The sequence below is a fragment of the Sphingomonas sp. PR090111-T3T-6A genome (assembly GCF_000383095.1).
Taxonomy (GTDB): domain Bacteria; phylum Pseudomonadota; class Alphaproteobacteria; order Sphingomonadales; family Sphingomonadaceae; genus Solisphingomonas.
The window spans coordinates 221,024-245,230 of the sequence record NZ_AORL01000010.1; the positions used below are offsets into that span (position 1 = coordinate 221,024).

The following is a 24,207-nucleotide window of genomic DNA, read 5'->3' on the forward strand; positions in this document are numbered from 1 at the left end:
CGCTTCCTATCCGCGCGACAAAAGCGAAAGCGAGTGCATATCATGAAACTGAACGACATCCGCGACAACGAAGGCGCCCGTCACCGCCGTATGCGCGTGGGCCGTGGCATCGGCTCGGGCAAGGGCAAGACCTCGGGTCGCGGTCAGAAGGGTCAGAAGTCCCGCGAGGGCGTCTCGATCAACGGCTTCGAGGGCGGTCAGATGCCGCTCCACATGCGTATCCCGAAGCGCGGCTTCAACAACATCTTCGCGAAGGACTTCGCTGAGGTGAACCTCGGCCAGATCCAGAAGCTGGTCGACGCCAAGAAGCTCGACGCCTCGGCGCTCATCGACCATGCGACGCTGAAGGCGGCCGGCGTGGCCCGTGGCGGCAAGGACGGCGTGCGCGTTCTCGCCAAGGGCGAGCTGACCGCGAAGCTGACCTTCAAGGTCGCCGGCGTGTCGGCTTCGGCCAAGGACGCGATCGAGAAGGCCGGCGGTTCGGTCGAGGTGATCGAGGTGGTTCCGGCCGCCGAGAAGGCCGCGGCCAAGAAGAACACCGTCCGCGACGCGAAGCGCGCCGCCCGCGCCTGAGCCGGGATCGGTTCGAACCTTTTGCCGCATAGGGCTTAGACAAGCTCGATTGAGGCTTATATGGAAGCGGCGGGCGCATCTGTGCGACCCGCCGCTTTTCGTTTTTCGGGGACGTTCAATTCATGGCATCCGCCGCCAACCAGACGGCCGCAGGGCTTAGCCTGTCGAAGTTCTCGCAGGCCACCGATCTCAAGAAGCGGCTGTGGTTCACGCTGGGCGCGCTGGTCGTGTTCCGCCTGCTGAGCTTCGTGCCGCTGCCGGGCATCGATCCGCGCGCGCTCAACTCGCTGTTCCAGAAGACGAACGGCGGCGTGCTCGATTTCTTCAACAATTTCTCGGGCGGCGCGCTCCATCGCATGTCGGTGGTGGCGCTGGGCGTGATGCCCTACATCACCGCCTCGATCGTCGTGCAGCTCGCCACCTCGCTTTCGCCCCAGCTCGAGGCGATCAAGAAGGAAGGCGAGACCGGCCGCAAGAAGCTCAACCAGTACACCCGCTACCTCACCGTCTTCCTGACGGCGGTGCAGGGTTACTTCATCTCGGTGGGCCTTGAGAGCTGGGGCGCCTCGTCGGGCGTGTCGGCGGTGGTCGAGCCGGGGATGCTGTTCCGTATCACCACGGTGATCTCGCTGATCGGCGGCACCATGTTCCTGATGTGGCTGGGCGAGCAGATCACCTCGCGCGGCATCGGCAACGGCGTGTCGCTCATCATCATGGCCGGCATCGTCAGCCAGTTCCCGACCGTCATCTCCAACCTGCTGGAGAGCGGCCGCTCGGGCTCGATCTCGCCGCTAACGATCATCGCCGCGTTCGTGATCGCGTTCGGCATGATCTACTTCATCTGCTTCATGGAGCGCGCGATGCGCCGGGTGCTGATCCAGTACCCCAAGCGACAAACCGCGCGCGGCATGATGCAGGGGGACAAGAGCTACCTGCCGCTCAAGATCAACACCTCGGGCGTGATCCCGCCGATCTTCGCCTCGTCGCTGCTGCTGATGCCGCTGACGATCGCGCAGTTCGCCGGCAACCATGTCCAGGGCTCCAGCCGCTGGAACGACATCCTGCTGTCGGTCAGCACCGCGCTTCAGCACGGCTCGCCGCTCTATCTGACGCTCTATGCGGCCGGCATCATCTTCTTCTGCTTCTTCTACACGGCCGTGGTGTTCAACCCGGAGGAGACGGCGGACAATCTGAAGCGCTATGGCGGCTTCATCCCGGGCATCCGTCCGGGCAAGGCGACCGGCGACTATCTGGACTACGTCCTCACCCGCATCACGGTGATCGGCGCAGCCTACCTGACCGCGATCTGCCTCGTGCCGGAAGCCGTCATCAAGGCGTTCGGCCTTCCGCAGATGCCGCTCACCGGCACCAGCCTGCTCATCGTCGTCAACGTGACGATGGACACCGTGACGCAGATCCAGAGCCATCTGCTCGCCCACCAGTATGGCGATCTGATCAAGAAGGCGAAGCTCAAGGGCGGCGCGCTGCGTCGCTGACGCCGCCGCCGACACCTCGAGTAAGAGAGGGGGAAAGAATAGATGAACATCATCCTGCTCGGGCCGCCCGGCGCCGGTAAGGGAACGCAGGCGACCCGGCTGGTCGAGACGCGTGGCATGGTGCAGCTGTCGACGGGCGACATGCTGCGCGCGGCGGTGAAGGCGGGCACGCCCACCGGCCTCCAGGCGAAGGCGGTGATGGATGCCGGACAGCTCGTCTCCGACGAGATCGTCTCGGGCATCATCGGCGACGCGCTCGACGCGCTGCCGCAGGAAACGGGCGTGATCTTCGACGGCTATCCGCGCACCCACGCGCAGGCCGTCTCGCTCGACGCGATCCTGTCCCAGCGTGGTCGCAAGCTCGACCATGTGATCGAGCTGGCGGTGAACGAAGATGCGCTGGTCGAGCGTATCGTCGGCCGCTTCACCTGCGCCACCTGTGGTGCTGGCTATCACGACACGTTCAAGCGGCCGAAGGTGGAAGGCACCTGCGACATCTGCGGCGGGCACGAGTTCAAGCGCCGGCCGGACGACAATGAGGAAACTGTGCGCACCCGCATGGCGGAGTATCGCGCCAAGACCGCGCCGATCCTTCCCTATTACGAGGCGAAGGGTCTGGTGGACCGGGTCGACGGCATGGCGGATATCGCCCATGTCGGCGAGGCCATCGACGGCATCCTGGATCGCGTGACGGCCTGAACGGCAAGGATGCGGACCGGCATGAGGGGAGGGGCTCCGACGGGGCCTCTCCCCTTTGCTTTTCGGGGCTTGCGATCCACCGCGACTCGCTTGACAGACCCCGAGTCGATCATTAGGTGCGCTCAATCCCGCAACCCGACATCCCGTCGGCGCCCTGTCGCGCGTCGACCGGGCAGTGTTGCGGGTCGAAGCGACGAGATGGGGTGCCTTGCCCGAGGCGCCCTGTGGAGCAGGAGAAGAACACAGTGGCTCGTATTGCGGGTGTCAACATCCCGACCAACAAGCGCGTCGAAATCGCGCTGACCTACATCCACGGCATTGGCCCGGCCAAGGCTAAGGAGATCACCGGCAAGCTGGGCATCGCCCAGGAGCGCCGCGTGCAGGATCTGTCCGATCAGGAAGTGCTGCAGATTCGTGAGGCGATCGACGCCGGCTACACCGTGGAAGGCGATCTGCGTCGCCAGACCGCGATGAACATCAAGCGTCTGATGGACCTCGCCTGCTATCGCGGCCTCCGTCATCGCAAGGGCCTGCCGGTCCGTGGCCAGCGCACGCACACCAATGCGCGCACCCGCAAGGGCAAGGCCAAGCCGATCGCCGGTAAGAAGAAGTAAGCAGGTCGGTCGAGCTGCCTTCGGGCGGCTCCCGTTCCTCTCAGGTAGGATCAGCAGAAAATGGCTCGTGAACCGCAGCGCCTTCGCCGTCGCGAACGCAAGAACATCACCGCCGGCGTCGCCCATGTGAACGCCAGCTTCAACAACACCATGATCACCATCACCGACGCGCAGGGCAATGCCATCGCGTGGTCGTCGGCGGGCATGATGGGCTTCAAGGGCTCGCGCAAGTCGACCCCGTATGCCGCCCAGGTTGCCGCCGAGGATGCGGGCAAGAAGGCCGCCGAGCACGGCGTCCGCACGCTCGAGGTCGAGGTGAAGGGTCCGGGTTCGGGCCGTGAGTCGGCGCTCCGCGCCCTCCAGGCGGTCGGCTTCCAGATCACGTCCATCCGCGACGTGACCCCGATCCCGCACAACGGCGTCCGCCCGTCCAAGCGTCGTCGCGTCTGATCGTACTACCGGCGTGGCCGGCCTTCGGGCCGGCCTCGCCGTACTTCCGGCCGGGGGTGGACGCACCCCCAGTAAAGCCCAACCCTTGAGGGAAGACATATGGCCGTCAACGCCAAGAACTGGCAGGAACTGAAGAAGCCCAACGGCCTCGAGAAGAAGGCTGGCGGCGATGGCAAGCGTCGCGCCACTTTCGTCGCGGAGCCGCTGGAGCGTGGTTTCGGCCTGACGCTGGGCAACGCGCTGCGCCGCGTTCTGCTCTCGTCGCTCCAGGGTGCCGCCGTCACCTCGATCAAGATCGAGAATGTGCTGCACGAGTTCTCGTCGCTCGCGGGCGTCCGTGAGGACGTCACCGACATCGTGCTGAACGTCAAGCAGATCGCGCTCAAGATGCAGGGCGAGGGCACCAAGCGCCTTCAGCTCTCCGCGACCGGCCCGGCCGAAGTCACCGCGGGCATGATCGCCACCACCGGCGACATCGAGGTGATGAACCCGGATCTCGTGATCTGCCATCTCGACGACGGCGCGACGCTCAACATGGAGCTGACCGCTGCCACCGGTAAGGGCTATGTCGCCGCCGCGCTGAACCGTCCGGCCGATGCGCCGATCGGTCTCATCCCGGTCGATGCGCTCTACTCGCCGGTCCGTCAGGTTGCCTACAAGGTGGAGAACACCCGCGTCGGCCAGGAGCTCGATTACGACAAGCTCACGCTGACCATCGAGACCGACGGCACCGTCACCCCGGAAGATGGGCTGGCCTATGCCGCGCGCATCCTTCAGGACCAGCTCCAGCTCTTCGTCCACTTCGACGACGGCCTGACGCTCCAGACCTCGATCCCGTCGGTTGCCGGCGTGGCCGTGCCGTCCGCGGGCGCCGAGCCGGAGACGGACGCCAACCAGCTCAACCGCTACCTCCTCAAGAAGGTGGACGAGCTGGAACTGTCGGTCCGTTCGGCGAACTGCCTGAAGAACGACAACATCATCTACATCGGCGACCTGGTCCAGAAGACCGAGGCCGAGATGCTCCGCACGCCGAACTTCGGCCGCAAGTCGCTGAACGAGATCAAGGAAGTGCTCTCGTCCATGGGCCTGCGCCTCGGCATGGACATCCCCGGCTGGCCGCCGGAGAACATCGAGGAAATGGCGAAGAAGCTCGAACAGGAATATTGATCCTGTGGCGGGGGCTGCGGCCCCCGCACCGAGTTTCCAGTCGATAGGGGTATGGGCGGTGCCCCGTTTCACCGCCTGGCCCGCAGTACCTTGAACGGCTGCGGGACGAACATGAAGGAAGAAAACCATGCGTCATCGCGTTGGCGGTCGTAAGCTTCAGCGTACCGCGTCCCACCGTATCGCCCTGTTCCGCAACCAGTCGGCGGCGCTCATCAAGCATGAGCAGATCACGACGACCCTCGCCAAGGCGAAGGAACTGCGCCCGTACGTCGAGAAGCTCGTCACCCTCGCCAAGAAGGGTGGCCTTTCGAACCGTCGTCTGGCCCACGCCCGTCTCCAGGACGACGCGCAGCTCGTGAAGCTGTTCGAGGTTCTGGCCGAGCGTTATGCGTCGCGCAACGGCGGCTACACCCGCATCATCAAGGCCGGCATCCGCGCTTCGGACGCCGCCCCGATGGCGATCATCGAGTTCGTCGACCGTGACACGTCGGCCAAGGGCCAGGATTCGGGCCCGGTTGAGATCGCGGACGAGCTGGAGGACGCGGCGTAAGCTGCGCACCGGTCTCATCGCCGAAACAGTGAAGAGGGCCGTCCCGGATCGGGGCGGCTCTTTTTGCTTGTGTGCGGCGCATGGTTGAATCGCCCGCCCGGCCGGCTAGAGCGAAGATGGGGAACGTCGCCTCCCGCCGTTCCTGCCGCGCTTCAGGCGCGGCACAGCAGAGGATGCCTCGTTGATGAGCCCTGACGGACCGATCGCCTATCCCCTGACGACCCGCGGCGACATCGTCGACACGCTGTTCGGCCGGACGATCAGCGATCCTTATCGCTGGCTCGAAGGCGATGTCCGTCACGATGCGCGTGTGCAGGCATGGGTGGAGGCTGAGGCCGGGCTGACCGAGGCCTATCTCGCCAAGCTGCCCGGCCGCGCGGCGATCCGCGAGCGGCTGACGGGGTTGTGGAATTACGAGCGCGTCTCGCTGCCGCTCCGGCGGGGCGGGCGCTATTTCCATCTGCGCAACAGCGGGCTCGACGCGCAGCCGGTGCTGTGCGTGCGCGACAGGCTGATGGCCGAGCCGCGCGTGCTGATCGATCCGAACGGCTGGTCCGATGACGGTGCGACCGCGCTCGGCGAATGGGAGGTGTCGCGCGACGGCCGGCGGCTCGCTTATGCGGTGCAGGACGGCGGCAGCGACTGGCGGACGGTCCGCATCCTCGATGTCGACAGCGGCGAGACGCTGGCGGACGAGGTGCATTGGGTGAAGTTCAGCGCGCTTGCCTGGGCGGGCAACGGCTCGGGCTTCTTCTACTCGCGTTTCCCCGAGCCCGAGGCGGGGGCCGAGCATCAGGCCTCGAACCTCGACCATGCGGTGTGGTTCCACCGCCTCGGCACGGCGCAGGAGCAGGATTTCCTCGTCCACGCGACGCCCGACCGGCCACGCCTCACCCATGTCGCCGAGGTGACGCAGGACGGGCGCTGGCTGCTCATCTCCTCCGCCGAGGGGACGGAGGCGCGTTATGAGCTGACGCTGATCGATCTCACCGCCGAGAAGCTGCTGCCCCGCACGCTGGTGCGCGGGCTGGAGAATGACTGGCGGCTGGCCGGCACGGCGGGCGACCTCTTCTATTTCGTCACCGATCTGGAGGCGCCGCGCCGCCGAATCGTCTCGATCGACGTCGCCTCCGAGATGCGCCGCCGCCGCGAGATCATTGCCGAAGGGCACGACCTGATCGCCGACGCGCGCGTGGTGGGTGAGCGCCTGCTCGTCTCGGTGCTGCGCGACGTGGCGAGCGAGTTGCGCATCTATGACCTCGAAGGGCGGCTGATGGACCATGTCGGCCTGCCCGCCGTCGGCGCGGTCGCGGCGATGGACGGGGAGGGCGGCGATCCGGAGGCCTTCTTCGCCTTCACCAGCTACGACCGGCCGACCGAGATCCATCGTCTCGACGTCACCACCGGCGCGACGAGCATGTTCGCGCGGCCGCCGCTGTCCTTCGATCCGTCCGAGTTCGTGGTCGAGCAGACCGCCTGCACGTCCAGGGACGGCACCGTGGTGCCGATCTTCGTGCTGCGCCGTCGCGACGTTGTGTCGCCCGCGCCGACCATCCTCTACGGCTATGGTGGGTTCGAGATATCACTGACGCCGGGCTTCTCGCCGGCCGCGCTCGGCTGGGCGGCGATGGGGGGCGTCTATGCCGTCGCCAACATCCGGGGCGGAGGCGAATATGGCAAGGCGTGGCACGACGCCGGTCGCCGGGCCAACAAGCAGAACGTCTTCGACGACTTCATCGCCGCCGCCGAGCATCTGATGGCGCGCGGGATCGCGGCGCGGAAGGGGCTCGTGATCCATGGCCATTCCAATGGCGGGCTGCTCGTCGCGGCGGTCACCAACCAGCGGCCGGAGCTGTTTGCCGCCGCGTTGCCGGGCGTCGGCGTCCACGACATGCTGCGCTTCAACCGCTTCACGGCGGGCCGCTACTGGATCGACGATTATGGCGATCCGGGCGTCGAGGAGGATTTCGCGACGCTGCTCGGCTATTCGCCGATCCACAATATCTGCCACGGCGCGGACTATCCGGCGATCCTGATCGCGACGGCCGATACCGACGATCGCGTGGTGCCGGCGCACAGCTTCAAATATGCCGCCGCGCTTCAGGCCGCCGACATCGGGCCGAAACCGCACCTGATCCGCATCGAGACGCGCGCCGGCCATGGCGCGGGCAAGCCGCTCGCCAAGCAGATTGAGGAGGTGGCGGACCTCTGGGCGTTCGCCGCCTATTGGTCGGGCTTGCGGCTCTAGGCCGCGGCCTTCGCCTTCTCGCGCGTGCCGGAGAGGGCCTCGGCGATCTCGCGCTCGCCGGGGACGCGCTGCTCGATCACGCAGCGCAGCTTGAGTCCGTCAAAGCCGTTGGCCGGGATCGCCATCGCCTGCGCCACGATCGATTCGTCGCGTGTCTCGACATGGCGCCCCTCGGCGAGGCCGGCATTGGCGATGCGCAGCAACTCGTTGAAGGCATAGCGGCCCGTGGTGGCCACCACCCGATCCTGCTCGTCGACGATGCTGACCAGCGCGTTGGCGCTCGCCTGCCCGACATTGTGGAGGATCGCGTCGGCCTGCCCCTGCCAGTCATATTCGAGATAGCAGACGCCGACATTGCGCCCGTCCTGCCGGATCGGGGCGACGTAGATCAGCACATGGCGATTGTTGGAGAAGGGGTTCTCCCACACCTCGTCGGTGAACCAGTCGTCCATCCCGGTCGCGGCGAGGGCCATGTTGTATTGCGGCTCGTTGCGCAGATTGTGGGTGCGCACCTCGGCATTGGCATGCGCGCAGGCGACGATATTGCCCTTGTCGTCGGTGATGAAGGCGTTGAGGAAATAGGGCGAGAAATGGAGCATCGCCCGCAGCCGGTCGAGCGCGCGCTGCTCCGCCACCGGATCGGTCAGCGCCTCGGCGGCGCCCGCGACTACGGCGGGGTCGGTCGCCAGCATCCGCACGTCGATCGAGCGGTCATAGAGCGATCGGGCCACCGTCTGGATGATCGATTGGGCAAGCTCCGCGAGGCGCGCGCCCTCCACTTCGCCGACCAGCTCGTCCGCGATATGGGCGCCTTGCGCGAGACGGTCGAGCACCTCGGCGCGGAAATTGGCCGCGCTGGAGCGGGCCTGCCCGGCGAGCGCCTTCACTTCCTGCGCCACCACCGAGAAGCCGCGCCCGGCCTCGCCCGAGCGCGCCGCCTCGATCGTGGCGTTCAGCGCCAGCAGATTGGTCCGTCCGGCGATGGCCTCCGTTTCGGATGCGTAATGTTGCACTTCCTCGCGAAGCGTGGACAGCAGCGAGCGGATACGACGCGGCATTCGGTAATCCCCCACCGAAAACGATTGCCGTTCGACTTAAGTCCCATGTGTAAACGAAGCGTTGACCATGCCGCCGCCGCTGGACAGGGGAGGCCTCGCACATTAGGGGCTCGCCATGACCGTCGCCCCGCAAGACTGCATCCTCATCGTCGATTTCGGCAGCCAGGTGACCCAGCTCATCGCGCGTCGCGTGCGTGAAGCGGGCGTCTATTGCGAGATCGCGCCCTTCCAGTCCGCCGACGCCGCGTTCGACCGGCTGAAGCCCGCCGGCCTGATCTTCTCGGGCGGCCCGGCTTCGGTGACGGAGGAGAACGCGCCCTCCGCGCCGCAGCGCTTCTTCGAGGCGGGACTGCCGATCCTCGGCATCTGCTACGGCCAGCAGACGATGTGCAAGCAGCTCGGCGGCGAAGTGGTCGTCTCGGGCGAGGGCGGCGAGTTCGGCCGCGCCTTCGTCGAGGTGAAGGATCGTTCGGGGCTGTTCGACGGGCTCTGGCAGGAAGGCGAGCGCCATCAGGTCTGGATGAGCCATGGCGACAAGGTGACGCGCCTGCCGGAGGGCTTCCACCCGATCGCGGTCTCCGAAGGCGCGCCCTTCGCGATCACCGCCGACGAGAGCCGCCGTTTCTACGGCGTGCAGTTCCACCCCGAGGTCGTCCATACGCCCGATGGCGGCAAGCTGATCGCCAACTTCGTCCGCCATGTCTGCGGGCTGGAAGGCGACTGGTCGATGGCCGGCTTCCGCGCCGCCAAGATCGAAGAGATTCGTCAGCAGGTCGGCAAGGGCAAGGTGATCTGCGGGCTGTCGGGCGGCGTCGATTCGTCGGTCGCGGCGGTGCTGATCCATGAGGCGATCGGCGACCAGCTCACCTGCGTCTATGTCGATCACGGCCTGATGCGGGCCGGCGAGAGCGAGCAGGTCGTCTCGCTGTTCCGCAACCACTACAATATCCCGCTCGTCCATGTGGACGCCGAGACGCTGTTCATGAAGGGGCTGGAGGGCGTCACCGACCCCGAGGCCAAGCGCAAGTTCATCGGCAAGACCTTCATCGAGGTGTTCGAGGAAGAGGCGAAAAAGATCGGCGGCGCCGAGTTCCTGGCGCAGGGCACGCTCTACCCGGACGTGATCGAGAGCGTCAGCTTCACCGGCGGCCCGTCGGTGACGATCAAGAGCCACCACAATGTCGGCGGCCTGCCCGAGCGGATGAACCTCAAGCTGGTCGAGCCGCTGCGCGAGCTGTTCAAGGACGAGGTCCGCCTGCTCGGCCGCGAGCTGGGGCTGACCGAGGCGTTCGTCGGTCGTCACCCGTTCCCGGGGCCGGGCCTCGCCATCCGCATCCCCGGCGAGGTTAGCAAGGAGCGCTGCGACATCCTGCGCAAGGCCGACGCGATCTATCTCGAAGAGATCCGCAACGCCGGGCTCTACGACGCGATCTGGCAGGCCTTCGCGGTGCTGCTGCCGGTGCGCACGGTGGGCGTGATGGGCGATCACCGCACTTATGATTCGGTGTGCGGCCTGCGCGCCGTCACTTCGGTCGATGGCATGACGGCGGATGTCTATCCGTTCGACGCGAGCTTCCTGAGTCGGGTGGCGACCCGGATCGTCAACGAGGTGCAGGGCATCAACCGCGTAGTCTACGACTTCACGTCGAAGCCGCCGGGCACGATCGAGTGGGAGTGAAGCGCCCGCCCGCTTCATTCAGCGGTGCAAGCCGCCGCGGGGCTGTGCTCGCCGCACTGCTCATCGCTGCGCCGGTCGCAGCGGACACGCCCGATCCCGCCGAATGGACCCAGCCGATCGCGCCGTTCCATCTGGTCGGGCCGATCGACTATGTCGGCAGCGCCGGGATCGCGGCCTATCTGATCCACACGCCTGCCGGCGCGATCCTGATCGACGGCACGCCACAGGCCAACGCCGCCATGGTCCGCCAGCATATCGAGGCGATGGGCGTCCCCATCCGCCGCGTGAAGTGGATTCTCGTCAGCCACGCCCATTTCGACCATGCCGGTGCCGTCGCGGCGCTCGCGCGGGACAGCGGCGCCAAGGTGGCGGCGGGCGCGGGCGACGTCGCTGTGCTGGAGCAGGGGCGGTCGCCCGGTGAAGTGCTCTACACGCCCAGACCCTATCCGCCGGTGCATGTCGACCGGCCGATCCGGGATGGCGACCGGGTGACGCTCGGCGGCGTCACGCTCACCGCACGCGCGACGCCTGGGCATACGCCCGGCTGCATGAGCTGGACGATGCAGGTGCGCGAGAAGGGGCGTCCGCTTGGCGTCGTCTTTCCGTGCAGCATCAGCGTCGCGGGCAACAAGCTCGTCGGCAACAAGGCCTATCCCGGCATCGTCGCCGATTTCCGCAAGAGCTTCGACACGCTCGGTGCGATGAAGGCGGACGTGGTGCTGCCCGCTCATCCCGACATCGCCGACGTGATCGGTCGCGCGCATCGCGGTGCGCTGGTCGATCCAGCCCTGCTGGGGCAGATCGTCGCCCGATCCCGCGCCGATTTTGCCACCACGCTCCAGAAACAGCAAAAGACGAACCATGACTGACGCGATCACCATCTACGGCATCAAGGCCTGCGACACGATGAAGAAGGCCCGTACCTGGCTAGAAGAGCGGGGCGTGGCATACGGTTTCCACGACTATAAGGCCGTCGGCATCGACCGGGCGACGCTTGGCGGCTGGGTGGCCGAGCATGGCTGGGAGAAGATCCTCAACCGCGCGGGCACGACCTTCCGCAAGCTCCCCGATGCCGACCGCGAGGGGATCGACGAGGCCAAGGCGATCGACCTGATGCTGGCCCAGCCTTCCATGATCAAGCGCCCGGTGCTCGATCTGGGCGGGCGCACATTGGTCGGCTTCAAGCCGGAGCAATATGCCGAGGCGCTGGGCTGATCGCCGCCCGGCGATTTGCTCCCTCAGGCCGAAGCGGCTAGTTCAGGGCCATGTCCACGACCTTCACGCTCGACACCTCCACCAGCCGGGCGAATCCCACGCCCGCGCCGGTCAAGCGCCTCACCGTCCCCGCGATTCGCGGCCGCAAGACGAAGGGCGAGCCCGTCGCCGAGCCGATCGTGATGCTCACCGCCTATACGGCGCGCATGGCGCAGATCCTCGATCCGCATTGCGACATCCTGCTGGTCGGCGACAGCCTGGGGCAGGTGATCTACGGCCTGCCCTCCACCATTCCGGTCAGCATGGAGATGATGTGCGCGCATGGCGCGGCCGTCGTGCGCGGGAGCTGGCACAGCGTCGTCGCCATCGACATGCCGTTCGGGAGCTATGAGGCTTCCCCCGCGCAGGCCTTCGAATCTGCCTCGCGCATCCTCAAGGAGACGGGGGCTGCGGCCGTGAAGCTCGAAGGCGGGGAGGCGATGGCCGAGACGGTCGCGTTCCTCACGCAGCGGGGCATTCCCGTTGTGGGACATGTCGGCCTCACGCCGCAGGCCGTGAACGTGCTCGGCGGATATGCTGCGCGGGGCCGCAGCGACGCCGAGGCCGAGAAGATCGTCCGTGACGCCCGCGCCATCGCCGATGCCGGCGCCTTCACGCTGGTGATCGAGGGCGTGGTCGAGCCCATCGCGGCCCGGATCACGCGGGAAGTCGCCTGCCCCACCATCGGCATCGGCGCGTCCGTCCAGTGTGACGGGCAGGTGCTGGTGATCGACGACATGCTGGGCATGTTCGAGCGGACCGCCCGTTTCGTGAAGCGGTACGACGATCTCGCGCCCCGGATTTCGGCCGCGGCCGAGGCCTATGCCGGCGAAGTCCGCGCACGGACCTTCCCGACGGCGGCGGAAACATACGCGCCCAAGTGATAGCTGTTCCGTTCCGGCGCGCGCGCCGCTAAGGTCCGGCGCGTTTTCGGGCCTTGCAGCCCTATGGAGAAGTTGATTGGCACTCACCCCGCAGAGCAATGAAGCCTTCTTCCGCGAGGTGGATGACGAAGTTCGGCGCGAGCGCGTCGAGAAGGCCGCGCGCCGTTATGGCGTGATCGTCGGCGTGATCGTGCTGCTCGCGCTCGTCGCGTTCGGCGGCACGCTGTGGTGGCGTTCGCACCAGCAGGATGTCGCCGGCGAGAAGGGCGAGAAGATCGTTCAGGCGATGTCGTCGCTCACCGCCGGCAACGAAGCCGATGCGCGCAAGCAACTTCAGGCGCTCGCGGACGAGGGCTCGAAGGGCTATGCGCCGCTCTCGCGGATGCTGCTCGCCGACATGCTGGTGCGCGACGAGAAGCTGCCGGAAGCCTCCGCCGCCTTCGCCAAGATCGCCGCCGACAGCAGCGTCCCGCAGCAGCTTCGCGACGTCGCCGTCCTGCGCGGCACGACGCTCGACTTCGACAAGCTGCCGCCCGCCGAGGTGATCAACCGCCTCAAGCCGCTCGCCGTGCCCGGCAACCCGTGGTTCGGCAGCGCCGGCGAGATGACTGGCGTCGCGTATATGAAGCTGAACCAGCCCAAGCAGGCCGGTGCGCTCTTCGCGGCGATCGCCAAGGACAAGTCGGTGCCGCGTTCGCTCCGCGCGCGCGTGTCGCAGCTTGCGGCGGACCTCGGCGTCGACGCCGTTCAGCCTACCGACAGCGCGGATTCCTGATTGCGGCTTGCCGCGTGGCCCGGCGGGCGGGGAGCCCGGGGCCTGGACATGGATGTGAGACGAACATGATGGGGCGGGGATTGACGGATCGAAAGCGGGCTTCGCTCGCGGCGGCGCTGACGGCGGCGACGCTGCTGTCGGGCTGCGGCATCTTCCACGGCGGCGGCGACAAGAAGCCGAAGACGGCCGTGCTGGGCGAACGCATCCCCGTGCTGACGGTGGAAAGCAGCGCCGGCACCGACGCCTCCATCTCCGCGATGCCGGTCATCGTGCCGCCGGCCGACGCCAACGCGATGTGGACGCAGCCGGGCGGCGACGCGCAGAAGGCGATGGGCAACGTCGCGCTGGCCGAGCGTCCGGGCCGTGTGTGGGCGGCGCAGCTCAGCAAGTCGGGCAAGAATGAGCGTCTCGCCGCCACGCCGGTGATCGCCAACGGCCATGTCTATGTGATCGACACCATGGCGAACGTCCGCTCGTTCGACGCGCAGACCGGCCGCCAGCTATGGTCCATGCAGATCAAGGGCCGCATGGGCCCCGCGCTCAAGAAGGCGGGCGTGATGGGCCTGCTCGGCCGCAAGGAGCGCAAGCGCTACACCGCCTCGCTGTTCGGCGGCGGCGTCAGCTTCGAGGACGGCAAGCTCTACGCCACGACCGGCCTCGGCGATGTCGCGCAGCTCGATGCGGCGACCGGCAAGATCGGCTGGAAGGTGACGCCGGGCGGCCCGCTGCGCGGTGCGCCCTCGATCGCGGGCGGCTCGGCCTATGTGATGAGCCAGGACAACCAGCTCTTCGCCCTCAGCCTCACGGACGGCTCCACCCAGTGGACCGCCAGCGGCCCGCTGGAGACGGCGGGCGTGTTCGGCGCGGCGGCTCCGGCCATCGCGCACAGCACGGTGATCGCCGGCTATTCGTCGGGCGATCTCGACGCCTATCGCTACGAGAACGGCCGCGTCGTGTGGCAGGACGCGCTGACGCGCACCAGCATGTCGACGACGGTGGGCGACGTCACCGACGTCGACGCGAGCCCGGTGGTGGACGACACGCGCGTCTACGCCGTGGGCGCGGGCGGCCGCATGGTGGCGCTCGATCTCGTGACCGGGCAGCGCCTGTGGGAAATCAACGTCGGCGGCATCTCGACCCCGGCGCTCGGCGGCGACTGGCTGTTCGTGGTGGGTGACGATGCGCGCCTCTACTGCATCCAGCGCACCACGGGTAAGATCCGCTGGTCGACCCAGCTCAAGCATTGGAAGAACCCGGACAAGAAGAACAAGCTCGTCTTCTGGAACGGCCCGGTGCTGGCGGGCGGCCGCCTGATCCTCACCAATTCGCTGGGCGAGCTGGCCTATGTGTCGGTCGCCGACGGCAAGGTGCAGACCATCCGCCAGGTGAGCAACAAGCCCTTCACGCTCGCTCCGGTGGTGGCGGGGGGTACGATGTACCTGCTCTCCAGCGACGGCAAGCTGTCGGCCTGGCGCTAAGTTCCCGGACGTCCCGGGCTGAACCGGCCCGGGGCGGCTTATCCCTCCGCCCCATGGCCAAAACCCTGATCACGCCCTAGGGCGAAGCGCGAACCGCTTCGACCTGGGGCGGATTGGCTTTATGGAAGAGCCGCCGGACGCCGATCGCTGGAGAGCGAGCGGCGATGAGCCGGCTGCGGAGATAGTATGGCGAAGCTGCCCACCGTCGCGATCGTCGGCCGGCCGAATGTCGGCAAGTCGACCCTGTTCAACCGCCTCGTCGGCAAGCGCATCGCGCTGGTCGACGATCGCCCCGGCGTGACGCGCGATCGTCGCGAGGGCGACGCTGATCTGCTGGGCGTGCCGTTCAAGGTGATCGACACCGCAGGGTTCGAGAGCGACGATCCGCAGACGCTCCCAGGCCGGATGCGCGCGCAGACCGAGGCCGCCGTCGCGCAGGCCGACGCCGCGCTGTTCATGATCGACGCCCGCGCCGGCGTGACCCCGCTCGACGAGACGGTCGCCAACTGGCTGCGCGGCAGCGACACGCCGATCATCCTCGTCTGCAACAAGGCGGAGGGGAAGGCGGCCGAGCCCGGCGTCTATGAGAGCTTCGGCCTCGGCCTTGGCGACCCCATTGCGCTTTCCGCCGAGCATGGCGAGGGCATGGGCGATCTGTTCCAGGCGCTCCTCCCCCATATCGACCGCGAGGATTTCGAGGAGGAAGAGGAGGACGAGGAAAACCCCGACGCCATCCTCAAGCTCGCCATCGTCGGCCGCCCCAATGCGGGCAAGTCCACGCTGGTGAACCGCCTGCTCGGCGAGGAGCGCATGATCACCGGCCCCGAAGCCGGCATCACCCGCGATTCGATCGCGGTGGACTGGCTGTGGGCGAGCCCGGAGGGGCGCACCCGCGAAGTCCGCCTGATCGACACGGCAGGCCTGCGCAAGAAGGCCAAGATCGAGGACAAGCTGGAGAAGCTCTCCGCCTCCGACACGATGCGCGCGGTGGATTTCGCCGAAGTGGTCGTGCTGCTGCTCGATGCCACGCGCGGGCTGGAGGCGCAGGACCTGCGCATCGCCGACAAGGTGCTGGAGGAGGGCCGCGCGCTCGTCATCGCGCTCAACAAATGGGATGTGGCGGAAGGCCAGTCGGCGCTGTTCAACGGCGTCAAGGCGGCGCTCGACGAGGGGCTCAGCCAGGTCCGCGGCGTGCCGCTGATCGCGGTGTCGGCGGCGACCGGCAAGGGGCTCGACCAGCTCCTCGGCGCGGCGTTCGAGACGCGTGACGCCTGGTCGCGCCGCATCACCACCGGCCAGCTCAACCGCTGGTTCGAGATGGCGGTCGAGAAGAACCCGCCGCCCGCGCCCGGCGGCAAGCGCATCAAGTTGCGCTATCTCACCCAGAATAAGACCCGGCCGCCGAGCTTCGTGGTGTTCGGCACGCGCGTCGATCAGCTCCCCACCAGCTATCAGCGCTATCTCATCAACGGCATCCGCAAGGATCTGGGCTTCGGCGCGGTGCCGGTGCGCCTCACGCTGCGCGCGCCCAAGAATCCCTATGGGGCGAAGAAGCCCGGCGAGGAATGAGCGAGACTCTGCTCGATCTGCGGGGCCTGCGCTGCCCCTGGCCGGCGATTCGGGTGGCGCGCGCGATCCGGGAGGCGGGCGCGGGCGTGGCGATCGTCGCGGTGGCCGACGATCCCATCGCCCCGCGCGAGATCGGCGCAGTCGCGGCCGAGCGCGGATGGCGCTTTTCCGAGGTCGTCAGCCCGATCGGGGCGGCCCTTCGACTAATTGCGGATCAGGCGTAACCCTCTCTTTACCCGAAACGCGGCATAGGCGTGGTAACAGGGTAAGAGTATTGGGGGATCTGCTCGTGGCGATGGGAGCCGCCGAACTGGTCGATTGGAACGCGTTTGCCCGTGTCCGTGCGGAACTGGGCAGCGGCTTCGTGCGAATCCTCGGCTATTTCCGGGAGGACGGCGCCAAGGCCGTCGATGCGATCGAAACGGCCATCCGGGAACGCAATGCCGCCGCGCTGGTGCTGCCCGCGCATACGCTGAAGGGCGAATCGCGCCAGTTCGGTGCCGAGCCGCTCGCCGCGCTGGCCGAGGTGATCGAGATGACCTCCCGCCGCTGCGTGGAGGCCCGTGAGACGCCGGACGAGCTGATCGAGCGTGTGGTCGAGCTGCGCCCGCTGTTCGACGCCACGCTGCGCCTGTTCGATCGCGAGGTGAGCCCGCTCGCCGATCGCCGCCCCGCCTTCGGCCGCAAGCCCGCTGGCGGCTTCGGCATGGCCCAGCGCTGACACCGGCCGCGCCGCCCCGAAAGGCGGCGCGACGGGATGACCGGGCCTCAATCGCCGGTGGTAGCGCCTTCCTCGTCGGCGGCTTTCGACTGAAGCTGGACATAGTTCTGGATGCCCATCAGCTTGATGAGGTCGAACTGTTTTTCCAGATAGTCGATATGCTCTTCCTCGTTGGCGAGGATCTTCACGAACAGATCGCGGCTCACGAAATCGCGCACGGCTTCGGCCTGGACGATGCCTTCGCGCAGCACGGGCACGGCTTCCTCCTCGGCGGCGAGGTCCGCCTTGAGGATTTCCTCCACCGTCTCGCCGACGCGCAGGCGGCCGAGCATCTGGAAATTGGGAAGACCGTCGAGGAACAGGATGCGCTCGGCCAGCAGATCGGCGTGCTTCATCTCGTCGATCGATTCGTGCCGCTCGAAGTCGGCCAGCTTCTGCACGCCCCAATTGTCGAGCAGGCGATAATGCAGCCAATATTGGTTGACCGCCGTCAGCTCATTCTTGAGCGCGAGGTTCAGCAGCTCGATAACCTTCGCGTCGCCCTTCATCATCGGCCTCCTTACCTCGGAAAGCCGGCGTTTTACCGCTTGTAGGGCGATAATCCCACCGCGAACGACTCGCGCAAGCGGTTCTCAGAAGCTCAGCTGTCCTGCTGCTCGGTGGCGATCAGGTCTCGGGCGAAAGGGACGCACTGGCCGCAGCGCGGGCGGCAACCGAGCGACGCGTAGGCGGACAACGGGTCCCGGCAACCGGCACGGGCGGCCTCGCGGACTTCACGTTCCTTCAACGCGTTGCAAACACAGACGATCATAGGGCCTCCGTGGCGACGGGGCTTCTATAGGGCTATTGCGATACAATCTCAATATCAGTTCGTCGCATCGGCTGTGCTTTCCCGCGCGCCAGCGAGCGCCATGCCCATTCGAGCGGGCCGTAGCGATAACGGGCAAGCCAGGCGGGGCTCCAGAGCAGCATCAGCAGCCAGACGACCGCCACGACCGGGTAAAGCGCGAGCCGCCCCAATCGGTCGAACAGGCCCAGCCCCCAGCCATAGAAGAGGAAGGTCATGGCGAGGCTGGTGCCGAGATAGTTGCTGAATGCCATCCGCCCGGCGGCGCGCAGACGGGCCTTGAGGCCGCTCTCGCGACCCGAGAGCCATGCGAGCGCAAGGCTGGCCTCGGCGAGCCCGAGGATGGGGCGGAAGGCGATGCCGCCCTCGGTGGCCGCCGCGAAGGTGGTGAGCGTGTCGAAGCCGCTTGCGAAGCACCACCAGCAGAGCGCGACGGTCGGCGGCAGGCCAAGGGCGAAGCCGATCGCGGCGGCCTTGAGGTATCGCCTGCGGAGCCATTCGCCGGTGAGGAAGCCCGAGCGGAGCGCCGCCATGCCGATCAGCATGAAGGCCAGCGTCTCCGGCCCGTCGAAGGCGAGCAGGAAGAGCGGCCCATCGAGCGCGTGGGAGAGGTTGTCGGCGACGATGCCGCTCCACGGGCCGCGCAGCCGGGCGACTTCTTTCGCCACGTCTGCCGGCGAACCGATGCCGACGCCGGCGGCGAAGTCCCGCCAGGCGGAGATGGTGGCAGCGTCTGCGTCGGGGAGTTGGGCGGCATGGCGCAGGGCCACGAAGCTGCCCAGGAAGGCCGCGCCGATGACGAGCTGGATCAGCAGCAGCATCATCGCGATGCGAAGCTGCTGACGGCTCTCCAGCGCAACGAAGGGCAGGGCGATGAGGCCCACCAGCGCATAATGGAGCAGGATGTCGCCCGACCAGACGAACAGCAGGTGCGCGGCCCCGAACAGCGCCAGCGTCGCCATGCGCAGGCCGTGGGTGCGCGGGCCGCTTCGCCCGGCGGTTTCGGCGCGCTCGACCACGATCAGCGTCGAGGCGCCGAACAGGATCGAGAAGAGCGCGCGCATCTTGCCGTCGACAAGCACGAAGCTCGCGGCCCAGGCGGCAAGGTCGGCAGGCCCGGTGCCGCCGCCTGCAAGCGGGTTGAAATAAGCGCCGGACGGCAGCGCGAAGCCTGCGATGTTCATGAGCAGGATGCCCATCACCGCCAGCCCGCGAAGGCCGTCGATCGTGGCGTAGCGCGGCGATGGGTTCATGGCGCGGACCTGTCGGTTCGCTGCGCGCCCGTCAAGCGGTGAGCCGCATCATCGGCTGGAGGAAGGGAAGCCGGCGGCCCGGCGCTCACCGGGCCGCCGGATGGGTCACTTGCTCTTGACGGGCGTGGCGCCGGGTGTGCCGCACTTGGCGAACTTGCCCTTGGCATCCTTGCACTGCGTGGCCGGCGCGGCCTTGGCCGGAGGGCATTTGGTGAACTTGCCCTTGGCGTCCTTGCAGGGCGCGGCGAAGGCCGGTGCGCTCGTCAGCGCGAGGACGGCGGCGGCGGTCATCAGCTTGCGGATCATGCTCTTCTCCCCTGAGTCGAAGCCGGCACAGACCACTGTAAGATGACCGCCGCGTCAATCCACGGCTTCAGGCGAGCGCGGCGTCGGCGCCCATCAGCGCCGGGAAGAAGCCCTCATGCGCGCGGCGGAGGTCCGCCAGCGTCACCGAGGAGACGCCGCCGCGCCCGACGAGGTCGAACGCCACCGCGTCGCCGCCGGTCACGCCGATCGCGATGCAGTTGACGCCCGCCGCCTCGGCACGCTGGCGCAGCGCCTCGGGATCGGTGGTGGTGACGATGTAGCGGCCTTGATCCTCACCGAAGAGTAGGCCGGTCGGCGCGGGCGCCTCGGCCACGACGGGGACGGTGACGCCGATGTTCGACGCCAGCGCCATCTCCGCGACCGCGACCGCGACGCCGCCGTCCGAGCAGTCGTGCACGGCGGTGACGAGGTCGTCGTTGATGAGGCCACGGACCAGCTCGCCCGCCGCCTTCTCGGCCTTGAGGTCGACCGACGGCGCAGGGCCGGCGTTGCGGCCTTCGAGGCCGGCAATCTCGCGCAGCCACAGCGACTGGCCGAGATGGCTGTGCGAATGGCAGAGGAGGAAGACTTCCTCGCCCTCGGCCTTGAAGGCGATGGTCGCGCTCTTCGACCAGTCCGCCAGCAGGCCGACGCCGCCGATCGCGGGCGTCGGCAGGATCGCCGAGCCGGTGCCGTCCTCGCCCTTGGTCTCGTTGTAGAGCGAGACGTTGCCCGAGACGATCGGGAAGTCGAGCGTGGCGCAGGCCTCGGCCATGCCCTCGATGCAGCCGACGAACTGGCCCATGATCTCGGGGCGCTGCGGGTTGCCGAAGTTCATGCAGTCGGTCGTGGCGAGCGGCAGCGCGCCGACGGCCGAGATGTTGCGATAGCATTCCGCGATCGCCTGCTTGCCGCCCTCGAACGGGTCCGCATAGCAATAGCGCGGGGTGCAGTCGGTCGAGATGGCGAGGCCCTTCTGGGTGCCGTGGACGCGGACCACCGCCGCGTCGCCACCGGGGCGCTGCACGGTGTCGGCGCCGACCATGTGGTCGTACTGCTCCCAGATCCAGCGGCGCGAGGCGAGGTCGGCCGAGCCCATCAGCTTGACCAGATCGCCGGCGATGTCCTTCGATTCGAAGGTGCCGGAGAGCGGGGCGGGGGCTTCGGTCTTCACCCAGGGGCGATCGTAGAGCGGCGCTTCGTCGGCCAGCGGGCCGAGCGGGATGTCGCACACCGTCTCGCCGTTGAAGGTCAGCACCATGCGGCCGGTGTCGGTGACGGTGCCGATCACGGCGAAGTCCAGCTCCCACTTGCGGAAGATGGCTTCGGCGAAATCCTCGCGGCCGGGCTTAAGCACCATGAGCATCCGCTCCTGGCTCTCCGACAGCATCATCTCATAGGGCGTCATGCCGACTTCGCGCTGGGGCACCTTGTTCATGTCCAGCTCGATGCCGACGCCGCCCTTGGACGCCATCTCGACCGAGGAGGAGGTGAGACCCGCCGCGCCCATGTCCTGAATGGCGACGATCGCATCCGACGCCATCAGTTCGAGGCAGGCTTCGATGAGCAGCTTCTCGGTGAAGGGATCGCCCACCTGCACGGTCGGGCGCTTTTCCTCCGAATCCTCGTCGAAGTCGGCCGACGCCATGGTCGCGCCGTGGATGCCGTCGCGGCCGGTCTTGGAGCCGACATAGACGATCGGATTGCCGACGCCCGACGCCGCCGAATAGAAAATCTTGTCGGTATCCGCGACGCCCACCGTCATCGCGTTGACGAGGATGTTGCCGTCATAAGCGGCGTGGAAATTGGTCTCGCCACCCACGGTCGGCACGCCAACGCAGTTGCCGTAGCCACCGATGCCGTGGACGACGCCCGCGATCAGGTGGCGCATCTTGGGATGATCCGGCCGGCCGAATCGCAGCGCGTTCATGTTGGCGACGGGGCGGGCGCCCATCGTGAACACGTCGCGCAGGATGCCGCCGACGCCGGTGGCCGCGCCCTGATAGGGCTCGATGTAGGACGGGTGGTTGTGGCTCTCCATCTTGAAGATGGCGGCCTGGCCGTCGCCGATGTCGATCACGCCGGCATTCTCGCCGGGGCCGCAGATCACCTGCGGGCCCTTGGTCGGCAGCTTCTTCAGGTGGAGCCGGCTCGACTTGTAGGAGCAGTGCTCCGACCACATCACCGAGAAGATGCCGAGCTCCGTGAGATTGGGCTCTCGGCCGAGCGCATGCAGGACGCGCTCATATTCTTCGGGGGAAAGCCCGTGCTGGGCGACGACTTCGGGGGTGATGGCGGTGGCGTCGGTCATGGCCCGGCCCGATAGCGCGAGGCGGGCTTTCGGGCAAAGAAAAAGGCCGGCGGGGATGCCGCCGGCCTGTTTGACGTTCGCGGGAAGCAGGCGATGCGATCAGTTGCTGTCGCAATCCTGCTTCGGCTTGCCCGGCAGCGTGACCGACACGGTCGCCGCGGTGGCGGTGCCGGTGAGGGCGTAGCCGCCGTCGGCAACCATCGGCTCGCCAGCGGCCGGAGCCTTCACCATGGTCGGCGCGCCATCCTTCTTCTGATGCAGGCCGGCGCTCTTGCCGTCCGAATAGAAGTCCACATAGACGACGCTGTTGTCCTTGCAGCGGAACGTCTTGGTGGCGGAGATGGACGGCGGCAGCTCGACCGGCTTGGCGTGGGCAAGCTGCTCTTCCATGTCGTCCCGCGGGCCGACCACGATATTCTCGGGCTGGCTGTTGCAGGCGGCAAGGGCGAGGAAGAGCAGACCCGAGAGGGCCGGCGCGGCGCGGAGGGGGCGGAAGGGGGTTCGCATAGCGTCACCGCTGATTCCGAACGTCGCCGCTCAGGTCAAGCCACTTGTTGTCGGATAGCACAAATTTACGCCCGCCGACGTCCCGGATCGAGCGCTATGACACATATTTCATGCATGACATGCTCAACCTCTTGGCTGTCGTCAAGCAAAGCTCCGTTGCGGCCGCGCCTGCCGCCGCCTATGTCCGGCCGATGACCAAGGTTGCGTCCGACGCGCTCTCGCTGATCGGCAATACGCCGCTCGTTCGTCTCGCCGGTCCCAGTGCGGAGACCGGGTGCGAGATTCTCGCCAAGTGCGAGTTCATGAATCCCGGCGGCTCGGTGAAGGACCGTGCGGCCCTCTACATCGTCGAAGACGCCGAGGCGCGGGGGCTTCTGAAGGCTGGCGGCACGATCGTCGAGGGCACGGCGGGCAACACCGGCATCGGCCTGGCACTGGTGGCGAACGCCAAGGGCTATCGCACGATCATCGTCATCCCCGAGACGCAGAGCCAGGAGAAGAAGGACACGCTGCGCGCGCTCGGCGCCGAGCTGGTCGAGGTGCCGCCGACGGCCTATTCGAACCCGGCCCACTACGTCCACACCTCCCGCCGAATCGCGGAGGAGACGGAGGGCGGCTTCTGGTCAAACCAATTCGACAACACTGCCAATCGCATGGCCCACATCCGCACCACCGCGCGCGAGATCTGGGCGCAGACCGAAGGGAAGGTCGACGGCTTCACCTGCGCGGCCGGCACCGGCGGCACGCTGGCGGGCGTGGGGCTTGGCCTCAAGGAATATCGCGAGGATGTGGTGATCGCGCTCACCGATCCGTACGGCGCCTCGCTTTACAATTATTACGCCTGCGGGGAGCTGCGGGCCGAGGGGAACTCGGTGGCCGAGGGCATCGGCCAGAGCCGCATCACCGCCAATCTCGATGGCGCTCCCGTCGATACCCAGTTCCGCATCTCTGACGAGGCGGGGCTTCATTGGGTCCATCGGCTGCTGACCGAGGAGGGGCTGCATATCGGCCTGTCATCCGGCATCAACGTCGCGGGCGCGGTGGAGCTGGCGAAGCAGCTCGGCCCCGGCAAGACGGTGGTGACGATGCTGTGCGATTCGGGAATGCGGTATCTCTCGACGCTGTCCAATCCGGACTGGCTGCGCGCCAAGGGTTTCGAGGTTCCGTCCTGGCTGGAGCGCCGGTGAAGCCTGCGATAGAAGGGGGCATGTCCGAAGAGGAAGGTGCCCCCGGCCGAGAGCAGCGCGATGCGATCATCCAGCGCGTCCGCGTGGGGCTGACCGGCCTTGCGGCGGTGTTCCTGCTGACCCTGCTGGCGGCCTCGATCTTCAACCTGCTCGGCCAGGACGACCAGCACGGCGCGCGGCTCGCCAATGGAGCGGTCGCCTCCAATATGGCTGCGGGCGACGAGCAGCCCAAGGAGCCGCTGGCCGAGCTGGGCGTGGCCCCCGGCGGAAACATGCCCAAGGCGGCGACGCCGGCCCAGCCGGGTAAGGCCATCCCCACTTTGTCGCCGCCGGCGCCCATCCTTCCGGCGCAGCAGCAGGCGCCGGCCGCCGGCGCTTCGCAGGGAGCCTCCGCGCACCATGAGGCTCCCCCCGCGCCGCGGGGCTAAGCCCTAGCGGGCCGATCCGGCTCCGCTCTTATCCACATCCGAGTCACGGGACGGCATGGGCTTCCATGGCCGGACCCCGGAGATTCGCGCCCGATTCCGCCCCTTGCAGTGGGTTCCCGCGTCCTGCCGCCTGTGGACGAAGATTGTAATCAAC

Annotated in this window: 26 protein-coding genes; 19 read left to right on the forward strand and 7 right to left on the reverse strand. The window is 67.5% G+C overall.

All coding sequences use genetic code 11. From position 1 onward, the window contains the following. The first annotated feature begins 42 nt into the window (after window positions 1-42). The 8 genes from rplO to ST3T6A_RS0103910 all read left to right on the forward strand — a co-directional run bounded on the left by rplO (window position 43) and on the right by ST3T6A_RS0103910 (window position 7,797). Entirely contained in the window at window positions 43-573 is a 531-nt protein-coding gene (rplO, locus tag ST3T6A_RS0103875; protein ID WP_026359402.1) for a 50S ribosomal protein L15, read from the forward strand. 122 nt (window positions 574-695) lie between these two features. Continuing rightward, on the forward strand, window positions 696-2,069 hold the full coding sequence (gene secY / locus ST3T6A_RS0103880) for a preprotein translocase subunit SecY (RefSeq protein WP_019831583.1): 1,374 nt from the start codon (window positions 696-698) through the stop codon (window positions 2,067-2,069). A 42-nt stretch (window positions 2,070-2,111) separates the two neighbouring features. Continuing rightward, on the forward strand, window positions 2,112-2,768 hold the full coding sequence (locus tag ST3T6A_RS0103885; protein WP_019831584.1) for an adenylate kinase: 657 nt from the start codon (window positions 2,112-2,114) through the stop codon (window positions 2,766-2,768). A 245-nt stretch (window positions 2,769-3,013) separates the two neighbouring features. Then, window positions 3,014-3,382, forward strand: a complete 369-nt coding sequence (rpsM, locus tag ST3T6A_RS0103890) for a 30S ribosomal protein S13 (protein WP_026359403.1) — start codon at window positions 3,014-3,016, stop codon at window positions 3,380-3,382. Window positions 3,383-3,442: 60 nt separating this feature from the next. Next, the gene (gene rpsK, locus ST3T6A_RS0103895) at window positions 3,443-3,832 is read left to right on the forward strand and encodes a 30S ribosomal protein S11 (RefSeq protein ID WP_019831586.1); all 390 of its coding nucleotides are present in this window, start codon (window positions 3,443-3,445) and stop codon (window positions 3,830-3,832) included. A gap of 99 nt (window positions 3,833-3,931) precedes the next feature. After that, the gene (locus ST3T6A_RS0103900; RefSeq protein WP_019831587.1) at window positions 3,932-4,999 is read left to right on the forward strand and encodes a DNA-directed RNA polymerase subunit alpha; all 1,068 of its coding nucleotides are present in this window, start codon (window positions 3,932-3,934) and stop codon (window positions 4,997-4,999) included. Window positions 5,000-5,126: 127 nt separating this feature from the next. Next, window positions 5,127-5,549 (forward strand): 50S ribosomal protein L17, encoded by a 423-nt coding sequence (gene rplQ, locus ST3T6A_RS0103905; RefSeq protein WP_019831588.1) that lies wholly within the window; start codon window positions 5,127-5,129, stop codon window positions 5,547-5,549. Window positions 5,550-5,733: 184 nt separating this feature from the next. Continuing rightward, a complete protein-coding gene (locus tag ST3T6A_RS0103910; RefSeq protein WP_019831589.1) occupies window positions 5,734-7,797 on the forward strand; it encodes a prolyl oligopeptidase family serine peptidase in 2,064 nt (687 codons plus the stop codon). On the opposite strand, the gene ST3T6A_RS0103915 is transcribed toward ST3T6A_RS0103910, so the two are convergent. Continuing rightward, window positions 7,794-8,855 carry a methyl-accepting chemotaxis protein gene (locus tag ST3T6A_RS0103915; RefSeq protein ID WP_019831590.1) on the reverse strand — a complete coding sequence of 354 codons (1,062 nt, stop codon included), beginning with the start codon at window positions 8,853-8,855 and terminating at the stop codon, window positions 7,794-7,796. The two genes, ST3T6A_RS0103910 and ST3T6A_RS0103915, sit on opposite strands and share 4 nt — an antisense overlap. Window positions 8,856-8,970: 115 nt before the next feature. On the opposite strand from ST3T6A_RS0103915, the gene guaA reads away from it, so the two are divergent. The 9 genes from guaA (at window position 8,971) to ST3T6A_RS0103960 (ending at window position 17,214) form a co-directional block, all read left to right on the forward strand. Then, window positions 8,971-10,533, forward strand: coding sequence for a glutamine-hydrolyzing GMP synthase (gene guaA, locus ST3T6A_RS0103920; protein WP_019831591.1), 1,563 nt, complete (start codon window positions 8,971-8,973; stop codon window positions 10,531-10,533). A gap of 44 nt (window positions 10,534-10,577) precedes the next feature. Then, window positions 10,578-11,402 carry a subclass B3 metallo-beta-lactamase gene (gene bla / locus ST3T6A_RS0103925; protein ID WP_019831592.1) on the forward strand — a complete coding sequence of 275 codons (825 nt, stop codon included), beginning with the start codon at window positions 10,578-10,580 and terminating at the stop codon, window positions 11,400-11,402. Further along, window positions 11,395-11,748, forward strand: a complete 354-nt coding sequence (locus ST3T6A_RS0103930; RefSeq protein WP_019831593.1) for an ArsC family reductase — start codon at window positions 11,395-11,397, stop codon at window positions 11,746-11,748. Before bla ends, ST3T6A_RS0103930 begins: the two co-directional genes overlap by 8 nt. Before the next feature lie 50 nt (window positions 11,749-11,798). Beyond that, window positions 11,799-12,671 (forward strand): 3-methyl-2-oxobutanoate hydroxymethyltransferase, encoded by an 873-nt coding sequence (panB, locus tag ST3T6A_RS0103935; RefSeq protein ID WP_019831594.1) that lies wholly within the window; start codon window positions 11,799-11,801, stop codon window positions 12,669-12,671. Window positions 12,672-12,747: 76 nt separating this feature from the next. Then, window positions 12,748-13,446 (forward strand): tetratricopeptide repeat protein, encoded by a 699-nt coding sequence (locus ST3T6A_RS0103940; RefSeq protein ID WP_019831595.1) that lies wholly within the window; start codon window positions 12,748-12,750, stop codon window positions 13,444-13,446. Window positions 13,447-13,526: 80 nt separating this feature from the next. After that, window positions 13,527-14,924 carry an outer membrane protein assembly factor BamB family protein gene (locus tag ST3T6A_RS0103945; RefSeq protein ID WP_019831596.1) on the forward strand — a complete coding sequence of 466 codons (1,398 nt, stop codon included), beginning with the start codon at window positions 13,527-13,529 and terminating at the stop codon, window positions 14,922-14,924. Between the two features lie 186 nt (window positions 14,925-15,110). Then, on the forward strand, window positions 15,111-16,493 hold the full coding sequence (der, locus tag ST3T6A_RS0103950; RefSeq protein ID WP_019831597.1) for a ribosome biogenesis GTPase Der: 1,383 nt from the start codon (window positions 15,111-15,113) through the stop codon (window positions 16,491-16,493). Further along, complete coding sequence (locus ST3T6A_RS0103955) at window positions 16,490-16,717, forward strand: sulfurtransferase TusA family protein (protein WP_019831598.1); 228 nt, start codon at window positions 16,490-16,492, stop codon at window positions 16,715-16,717. The genes der and ST3T6A_RS0103955 overlap by 4 nt, the downstream gene beginning before the upstream one ends. Window positions 16,718-16,788: 71 nt before the next feature. After that, complete coding sequence (locus tag ST3T6A_RS0103960) at window positions 16,789-17,214, forward strand: Hpt domain-containing protein (RefSeq protein ID WP_037537716.1); 426 nt, start codon at window positions 16,789-16,791, stop codon at window positions 17,212-17,214. Between the two features lie 47 nt (window positions 17,215-17,261). Here the strand turns inward: ST3T6A_RS0103960 and bfr are convergent, their stop codons facing one another. From bfr to ST3T6A_RS0103990, 6 genes are all read right to left on the reverse strand, one after another. Further along, complete coding sequence (gene bfr / locus ST3T6A_RS0103965) at window positions 17,262-17,762, reverse strand: bacterioferritin (protein ID WP_026359406.1); 501 nt, start codon at window positions 17,760-17,762, stop codon at window positions 17,262-17,264. Window positions 17,763-17,854: 92 nt separating this feature from the next. Next, complete coding sequence (locus tag ST3T6A_RS0103970) at window positions 17,855-18,025, reverse strand: (2Fe-2S)-binding protein (RefSeq protein ID WP_019831601.1); 171 nt, start codon at window positions 18,023-18,025, stop codon at window positions 17,855-17,857. A gap of 32 nt (window positions 18,026-18,057) precedes the next feature. Next, on the reverse strand, window positions 18,058-19,314 hold the full coding sequence (locus tag ST3T6A_RS0103975) for a DUF418 domain-containing protein (RefSeq protein ID WP_019831602.1): 1,257 nt from the start codon (window positions 19,312-19,314) through the stop codon (window positions 18,058-18,060). Window positions 19,315-19,419: 105 nt separating this feature from the next. Beyond that, window positions 19,420-19,620: a hypothetical protein gene (locus tag ST3T6A_RS0103980; RefSeq protein WP_019831603.1), complete on the reverse strand. Its 201-nt coding sequence runs from the start codon at window positions 19,618-19,620 to the stop codon at window positions 19,420-19,422. 67 nt (window positions 19,621-19,687) lie between these two features. Continuing rightward, window positions 19,688-21,931 carry a phosphoribosylformylglycinamidine synthase subunit PurL gene (gene purL, locus ST3T6A_RS0103985; protein WP_019831604.1) on the reverse strand — a complete coding sequence of 748 codons (2,244 nt, stop codon included), beginning with the start codon at window positions 21,929-21,931 and terminating at the stop codon, window positions 19,688-19,690. 99 nt (window positions 21,932-22,030) lie between these two features. Continuing rightward, on the reverse strand, window positions 22,031-22,438 hold the full coding sequence (locus tag ST3T6A_RS0103990; RefSeq protein ID WP_019831605.1) for a hypothetical protein: 408 nt from the start codon (window positions 22,436-22,438) through the stop codon (window positions 22,031-22,033). 191 nt (window positions 22,439-22,629) lie between these two features. Here ST3T6A_RS0103990 and ST3T6A_RS0103995 point away from each other — a divergent pair, with 191 nt between their 5' ends. Beyond that, window positions 22,630-23,625 (forward strand): cysteine synthase A, encoded by a 996-nt coding sequence (locus tag ST3T6A_RS0103995; RefSeq protein WP_026359407.1) that lies wholly within the window; start codon window positions 22,630-22,632, stop codon window positions 23,623-23,625. A 20-nt stretch (window positions 23,626-23,645) separates the two neighbouring features. Continuing rightward, window positions 23,646-24,053: a hypothetical protein gene (locus tag ST3T6A_RS21760; RefSeq protein ID WP_019831607.1), complete on the forward strand. Its 408-nt coding sequence runs from the start codon at window positions 23,646-23,648 to the stop codon at window positions 24,051-24,053. Window positions 24,054-24,207 lie beyond the last annotated feature (154 nt).

What these genes read in the sequence shown, in the direction of transcription:
- ST3T6A_RS0103960 (WP_037537716.1), top strand. Translation starts at nt 16,789, where the DNA reads ATGGGAGCCGCCGAACTGGTCGATTGGAACGCGTTTGCCCGTGTCCGT.
- rpsK (WP_019831586.1), top strand. Translation starts at nt 3,443, where the DNA reads ATGGCTCGTGAACCGCAGCGCCTTCGCCGTCGCGAACGCAAGAACATC.
- der (WP_019831597.1), top strand. Translation starts at nt 15,111, where the DNA reads ATGGCGAAGCTGCCCACCGTCGCGATCGTCGGCCGGCCGAATGTCGGC.
- ST3T6A_RS0103975 (WP_019831602.1), bottom strand. Translation starts at nt 19,314, where the DNA reads ATGAACCCATCGCCGCGCTACGCCACGATCGACGGCCTTCGCGGGCTG.
- secY (WP_019831583.1), top strand. Translation starts at nt 696, where the DNA reads ATGGCATCCGCCGCCAACCAGACGGCCGCAGGGCTTAGCCTGTCGAAG.
- ST3T6A_RS21760 (WP_019831607.1), top strand. Translation starts at nt 23,646, where the DNA reads ATGTCCGAAGAGGAAGGTGCCCCCGGCCGAGAGCAGCGCGATGCGATC.
- ST3T6A_RS0103915 (WP_019831590.1), bottom strand. Translation starts at nt 8,855, where the DNA reads ATGCCGCGTCGTATCCGCTCGCTGCTGTCCACGCTTCGCGAGGAAGTG.
- rplO (WP_026359402.1), top strand. Translation starts at nt 43, where the DNA reads ATGAAACTGAACGACATCCGCGACAACGAAGGCGCCCGTCACCGCCGT.
- ST3T6A_RS0103970 (WP_019831601.1), bottom strand. Translation starts at nt 18,025, where the DNA reads ATGATCGTCTGTGTTTGCAACGCGTTGAAGGAACGTGAAGTCCGCGAG.
- ST3T6A_RS0103995 (WP_026359407.1), top strand. Translation starts at nt 22,630, where the DNA reads ATGACCAAGGTTGCGTCCGACGCGCTCTCGCTGATCGGCAATACGCCG.
- ST3T6A_RS0103955 (WP_019831598.1), top strand. Translation starts at nt 16,490, where the DNA reads ATGAGCGAGACTCTGCTCGATCTGCGGGGCCTGCGCTGCCCCTGGCCG.
- ST3T6A_RS0103930 (WP_019831593.1), top strand. Translation starts at nt 11,395, where the DNA reads ATGACTGACGCGATCACCATCTACGGCATCAAGGCCTGCGACACGATG.
- ST3T6A_RS0103990 (WP_019831605.1), bottom strand. Translation starts at nt 22,438, where the DNA reads ATGCGAACCCCCTTCCGCCCCCTCCGCGCCGCGCCGGCCCTCTCGGGT.
- bfr (WP_026359406.1), bottom strand. Translation starts at nt 17,762, where the DNA reads ATGAAGGGCGACGCGAAGGTTATCGAGCTGCTGAACCTCGCGCTCAAG.
- guaA (WP_019831591.1), top strand. Translation starts at nt 8,971, where the DNA reads ATGACCGTCGCCCCGCAAGACTGCATCCTCATCGTCGATTTCGGCAGC.
- ST3T6A_RS0103900 (WP_019831587.1), top strand. Translation starts at nt 3,932, where the DNA reads ATGGCCGTCAACGCCAAGAACTGGCAGGAACTGAAGAAGCCCAACGGC.
- rplQ (WP_019831588.1), top strand. Translation starts at nt 5,127, where the DNA reads ATGCGTCATCGCGTTGGCGGTCGTAAGCTTCAGCGTACCGCGTCCCAC.
- panB (WP_019831594.1), top strand. Translation starts at nt 11,799, where the DNA reads ATGTCCACGACCTTCACGCTCGACACCTCCACCAGCCGGGCGAATCCC.
- purL (WP_019831604.1), bottom strand. Translation starts at nt 21,931, where the DNA reads ATGACCGACGCCACCGCCATCACCCCCGAAGTCGTCGCCCAGCACGGG.
- ST3T6A_RS0103885 (WP_019831584.1), top strand. Translation starts at nt 2,112, where the DNA reads ATGAACATCATCCTGCTCGGGCCGCCCGGCGCCGGTAAGGGAACGCAG.
- ST3T6A_RS0103980 (WP_019831603.1), bottom strand. Translation starts at nt 19,620, where the DNA reads ATGATCCGCAAGCTGATGACCGCCGCCGCCGTCCTCGCGCTGACGAGC.
- ST3T6A_RS0103910 (WP_019831589.1), top strand. Translation starts at nt 5,734, where the DNA reads ATGAGCCCTGACGGACCGATCGCCTATCCCCTGACGACCCGCGGCGAC.